General features: G+C 39.5%; 5 protein-coding genes. All 5 read left to right on the top strand.

Features of this window, described 5'->3' with window-relative positions:
• Positions 1-37 precede the first annotated feature (37 nt).
• The 5 genes from BIW15_RS23950 to BIW15_RS23925 all read left to right on the top strand — a co-directional run bounded on the left by BIW15_RS23950 (position 38) and on the right by BIW15_RS23925 (position 2859).
• Positions 38-514 carry a GNAT family N-acetyltransferase gene (locus BIW15_RS23950; RefSeq protein ID WP_031812414.1) on the top strand — a complete coding sequence of 159 codons (477 nt, stop codon included), beginning with the start codon at positions 38-40 and terminating at the stop codon, positions 512-514.
• A 151-nt stretch (positions 515-665) separates the two neighbouring features.
• Positions 666-950 (top strand): hypothetical protein, encoded by a 285-nt coding sequence (locus BIW15_RS23945; RefSeq protein ID WP_023623435.1) that lies wholly within the window; start codon positions 666-668, stop codon positions 948-950.
• 234 nt (positions 951-1184) lie between these two features.
• Positions 1185-1703 carry a hypothetical protein gene (locus BIW15_RS23940; protein WP_077281756.1) on the top strand — a complete coding sequence of 173 codons (519 nt, stop codon included), beginning with the start codon at positions 1185-1187 and terminating at the stop codon, positions 1701-1703.
• Positions 1704-1705: 2 nt separating this feature from the next.
• Positions 1706-1885 (top strand): hypothetical protein, encoded by a 180-nt coding sequence (locus BIW15_RS23935; RefSeq protein ID WP_029842124.1) that lies wholly within the window; start codon positions 1706-1708, stop codon positions 1883-1885.
• Between the two features lie 263 nt (positions 1886-2148).
• Complete coding sequence (locus tag BIW15_RS23925; protein WP_077281755.1) at positions 2149-2859, top strand: hypothetical protein; 711 nt, start codon at positions 2149-2151, stop codon at positions 2857-2859.
• Positions 2860-2898 lie beyond the last annotated feature (39 nt).

Raw genomic sequence — 2898 nt, 5'->3', positions numbered from 1 at the left:
CACACCTTAGCAAGGCGTTATAACCTTAGAGGGAAAAATGGAACTTAGAGCATTTGAAAAAGAAGACCATGACCTGCTTATCGGGTGGATCGACTCGGATAAATTGAATTATCAATGGGGTGGTCCAAACTTTGAGTTTCCATTGGATTCAGTGCAAATTTCTAAACATTGTTCTCAAGCGCAAGTGTTTCCCTTTATCTTCGTTGTTGCAGGTCAGAGTGCTGGCTATGTTGAACTATTCAAAGTTTCAGCGTCACATTTTAGAATTTGCCGGGTATTTGTTTCGGACGGCTTTCGTGGAAAGGGCATTTCAAAGCTCATGCTTGGTCAGTTAGTCGAGCTAGCAAAAGAAAAATACTGCGCTAGCTTACTGTCATTGGCCGTATTTGAACGAAACATAGTTGCGAGAAATTGTTATGAGTCTCTTGGTTTTACCGTGACATCGCGTGAAAATGGCTCTCGTTCTTTCGACGGTGAGGTTTGGGGTCTTTTACGCATGGAAAAACGGTTATAACAAAGCGTTTAAGACGGATTCACAACGCTTGGCATTTTTGGTTTAATTTGGCTTAAGTGTTTACGGCACAATGGTTTAGGTCGAGTGGTCGCGTTGTTCACCCCTTAACGCGGCGTTATGTGGTCAGAGAGGCTAAGGGTTAGTAATAAATATGATCCAAGTTGAGAGATGGCAGAAAATAGAAGCAGAGTTAATGGCGGCTTATGCGCTGCTTCCAGAGACAACCATTGAATCCGATAATGGTTATAGAAAAATTGAGTTTTTTGATTACATTGCCGCAAATGAGCTTTTGTTAGCAATGGAAGAGTTGGATGGTGTTATAGAAGATAACCCGATCCCATCAAAGCAGTTTTGGAATCATCTAATTCAAGCTGCAAACATGATGGGTCATAGTCATGCTGATAGATATAAATCAATTCGAAGTGTAGCCACATAACAAAGCGTTTAAGACGGATTCACAACGCTTGGCGGTTTTGGTTCAAGTCAGCTTAAGTGATTAAGGTACAATGGTTTAGGTTTGGTGGTTAGCGTTGTTCACCACTTAACGCGGCGTTATATGCAAAATGTGAAAGTGTCAATTTTATCAGCGAGATGTGCACCTCAATGATTTTATGCCGATTTGTCTAAATACCGTGTTGGATTTAAAAATGTTTCCGATAAAGGAGGCGTTATGAAATCTACACACCTAGATGCTGAGCAGCGTTACTCGCAAGTTCGAATGAATACGATAAAAGCTGCTCAGGTTAAACTCAATAAAACTAGTGAATATAAAGATATAGAGCTGAAGTGCATTGATGGAAAGGCATTAAAGTTAGCTAGATGGTGGTCTAACTCTACAAAGCGTAAAGTCGACTGGGATTGGATTGAGGGTTACGCAGCGTTTAAGTTTAGATACCCAAAACGATTTGAACTCGCAATTTGGTTAAAAGGTGAACTTCTTAGCTTATCATTAGGCCGACCTACATATTATGGTAGCTCAATGAGGTTAGATTTTATTGAGGCAAATCCAGATATATCTGGAACAAGGGTATTTCCCGCTACACTTTTTACTATGATTACATATGCTGAGTTACTGGGAGCAACAGAAGTGCGGGTAATGAAACCAATAAATGATGATGTTAAGAAGTACTATAAATCTTTTGGTTTAACATATGTTGTTAAAGGCGATTACTTATACATGAGGTTGTGAGCATGAATGAAGATAGAAATAGTGTAATACAACTAAAGAAACGCTCGCATAAACAAAAAGCTAGCGAACGATTTCTTGAGAGCATTGGTGATCAAAGAGAACCAGAGGCATTAGCTTCAGGCGGTAAAATGGATGATGTTAGTTCTGAATGTGAGAGCAAAGATGACCAAGAAACAGAGTGATCAGACCAAAAAATCAAACGAAAGAAAAATGAAGGACGTTGATCCAAATAAAATGACTTCCCAACTAGCAATAGCACTCTATCGAGCCTCAAAACGAAGCAAACTGCCAGTCTGAAGATTAGCATATAACAAACTGTTTAAGAGTGATTCGCAACGCGTGGCATTTTTTGCTATGCGTTGCGTTTAGTGTTTGAGGTGGTATGCGGCAACTTCGGCATGGCGTTGCTCACACCTTAACAGAGCGTTAGCCTACAGAAGTAAGTATGGAACACAGAGTTAAGAAAGTTAGAGCTTACTCTACCGCAATGATTAGTCGACTTATTATTGCAGATCGAAAATTAGCTTTGCTTAATCCCCTATTAAACGATTCTGATTTGATTCATAAGTGGGATCATTCTTATGGTAGTCATGGGCTTGAGTTAATGCGTATAACAATGTATCTAGATATTGTTCGTGAGTTAGCTGCTATTTCATTTGACCGAGGTAATACGTCTCCATCAATTTTCAATATTCTTGAACTTATTTCCTCTAAGCCTCTTTTAGAAGCTTTAAAAAGGGACTACTGTAAACCGACAACGATTACTTGGGTAAACGACGTTGACCCCGAATCAAGAGTATTCTGGGAAGAGCGTCATAAAGAAAGGGATTTGGGAGACAAGTCTCAAAGGTTTGATGAGCATTATCACAAGGCAAAAAAATTATTTAGCGAACTAAAAGGCAAGGACCTTCATCATAAAATGAGGAACGTACGCAATAAATTGGTTGCTCATTACGAAATGAGGCAAGACGGTACAGAACCCCGTTTAGCTGACCCTAAAGACTTTAATTTGAAGTGGGGAGATGTCGAAAGTTATTTCGAGGAGTTGAAGCCGATTATTGTCGAATTGGTGTTGTTAATTTCTAATGAAGCATATGCTTTAGATTTATTCCGAGAGGATCACGAAAGGATTTCTCGAGACTTTTGGAAACTGTAGGCTAACAAACTGTTTAAGAGTGATTCGCAACGCGTGGCA

The organism is Vibrio sp. SALL6 (assembly GCF_002002385.1).
GTDB classification, from domain to species: Bacteria; Pseudomonadota; Gammaproteobacteria; order Enterobacterales; family Vibrionaceae; genus Vibrio; species Vibrio parahaemolyticus.
The sequence above is the reverse complement of the archived record's forward strand: the minus strand, read 5'-3'. Positions and strand labels throughout refer to the sequence as shown.

Coding starts and splice junctions, on each gene's coding strand:
- BIW15_RS23950 (WP_031812414.1), top strand. CDS start 38: ATGGAACTTAGAGCATTTGAAAAAGAAGACCATGACCTGCTTATCGGG.
- BIW15_RS23945 (WP_023623435.1), top strand. CDS start 666: ATGATCCAAGTTGAGAGATGGCAGAAAATAGAAGCAGAGTTAATGGCG.
- BIW15_RS23940 (WP_077281756.1), top strand. CDS start 1,185: ATGAAATCTACACACCTAGATGCTGAGCAGCGTTACTCGCAAGTTCGA.
- BIW15_RS23935 (WP_029842124.1), top strand. CDS start 1,706: ATGAATGAAGATAGAAATAGTGTAATACAACTAAAGAAACGCTCGCAT.
- BIW15_RS23925 (WP_077281755.1), top strand. CDS start 2,149: ATGGAACACAGAGTTAAGAAAGTTAGAGCTTACTCTACCGCAATGATT.